Origin of the sequence: Phytoactinopolyspora endophytica (assembly GCF_004138495.1) — a bacterium.
Lineage (GTDB): Bacteria > Actinomycetota > Actinomycetes > Jiangellales > Jiangellaceae > Phytoactinopolyspora > Phytoactinopolyspora endophytica.
Window position 1 is genome coordinate 592,306 of record NZ_ML142849.1, and the last position, 1,869, is coordinate 594,174.

Sequence of the window (1,869 nt, forward strand, 5' to 3'; positions counted from 1 at the left end):
GCCTAGCGAGACGTGGGAGCCGCGGCTATCGTCGAGTTCTCAGGTGCGGTACATGACAGGAGGATGTGCCTGTCGGGCGGACTGTCCGGGGCGTCGATCATCTCGATCAGCAGGCGGACTGCGGACCGGCCCATGTCGTTGCGCGGAATCCCCAGAGTGCTCCACGGCCGATCTGGCGTGGGCCCGCTGAAGGTCTTGATCAGAACCACGATCGACAGATCCTGTGGGATCGCCAGACCGCGGGAGTGAGCGAAGCCGGCTACCCTCATGGCCGCGTCCTCGTTCTCCATCATCAGGGCGGTCACGCCTGAGCCGATGACGCCGTCGAACCATTCGGTGGTGAGGCCTTCTGGGCGAGTGAACAGCACGGACGGCGTGACACCTGCCGCGCCACATCCGGCTCGGTAGCCCGATTCTCGGTCTCCAGAGGCCTCGTAGCGCTCGGCGTCACCGACGTAGCCGATGTTGCGGTGCCCCAGGGCTGCGAGATGGCCGACCAACTCCGCCGTCGTGGTTCCGTAGTCGGCTCCGACCCAGGCAATGTCGGCGCCCGGCACGTCCCGCCGTCCAACGTGAACGAACGGGTAACCCTCCGCCGCGAGACGCGCGAGGTCAGAGTTGTCGCTGGCGATACCGAGCAGCACGCTGCCGTCCGCGATATTGAGCCGGTTGCTGCCACCCCGATAGACCTGACGCTGCCCGTTCGTCTCCTCGGTGGAGGTGAACAGCACCAGATCGTATCCTTCGGCGACCGCCTCCTCCTCAATCCCGATCAAGAACTCGTGGTAGAAGTCCATCCTGCTGATCGGAAAGACGGACTCGAACGTGTGGACGCCGAGGAGCCGGTTACGCTTCCCCTTGAGGCTCCGCGCGGACGCATTAGCCACGTAACCGAGCTCTTGGACCGCGTCGAGTACCCGCCGCGCCGTTTCAGCCGTGATGCGCTGCTGCCCAGCTCGCCCGCCGATTACTGCCGAGACCGCGCCTTGTGAGACGCCCGCCACGCGGGCGACATCAGCCTGCGTCGGCGCCTGACGACGTTGCGGAACCGGCATAAGCCCTCCTGCTATTTCGTAATAGCACCGCGTCAGTCTTCTAACACGAATTGCTATTTCGTAATAGCCGAGCAAGTTACTAGCACGGCTCAAGCCGTGTCAAGGGTCAGCGTCAGGTTCGCCTAGGCCCTGAGCGCCGCGGCGTGCTGCCGCCGATGCCTCGGAGTACGTGCTCTAGCAGGTCATATCAAAGTCATTCCCTTGACGGGTATGAAATGTCCCCGAAGAATCCACCACATGCCGACGGCGCATATGTTGAGCCACGCACCGCACGGCACCGGGTCCACTCGCCGGCTAGATCAGACAAGACATCAGCCACGGCGTCCTGCGGCCGGCACTCGGCCGCCGGCCAGACCACAGCTCGTCGTGCGCGCCTCCTGCGGCGCGGCACCGACGCAAGCCCTTGACCTCGTGTTCGAAGCGACCGGTTGACCGAGGTCTCACCTTCTCGTCTGGAGGTCATCATGACCATCAACCGACGTCCCTTGCCCCGACGCACCTTCCTCGTCGGCGCGGCATCCGCCGGCGCCCTCGTCACGACGGCAGGAATGTCGCGCTGGGCATCATCGCCGGCCGCTGCCGCCACCGACGAGGACTACGCGGCCCTACGCGACCGGTGGATCGACGTGCTCACCGGCGGCGAGCAGGACCTCGGCGATCCGGACGTGCAGGCCGCCGTCGCGCGGCTGGACGCCACCACCGACGGCGTGCTGCCGCTGGTCGACCCGGCCTCGAACCGCACCGCCGTCTTCACCGACATCCCCTTCGATCCGAACGACGACCTCCGCTCGCGCGGCGTCGCCCAGGCCTGCGC

1 protein-coding gene and 1 pseudogene are annotated in these 1,869 nt (G+C 66.1%); one reads left to right on the forward strand and one right to left on the reverse strand.

Annotated features, from left to right (window positions below; translation table 11 throughout):
* Positions 1 to 2 precede the first annotated feature (2 nt).
* A complete protein-coding gene (locus tag ELR45_RS02620) occupies positions 3 to 1,055 on the reverse strand; it encodes a LacI family DNA-binding transcriptional regulator (RefSeq protein WP_129663172.1) in 1,053 nt (350 codons plus the stop codon).
* Between the two features lie 464 nt (positions 1,056 to 1,519).
* Between ELR45_RS02620 and ELR45_RS34425 the strand changes: the two are divergent.
* Positions 1,520 to 1,869: pseudogene (locus ELR45_RS34425) on the forward strand (hypothetical protein); the annotation flags it as partial.

What these genes read in the sequence shown, in the direction of transcription:
- ELR45_RS02620 (WP_129663172.1), bottom strand. Translation starts at nt 1,055, where the DNA reads ATGCCGGTTCCGCAACGTCGTCAGGCGCCGACGCAGGCTGATGTCGCC.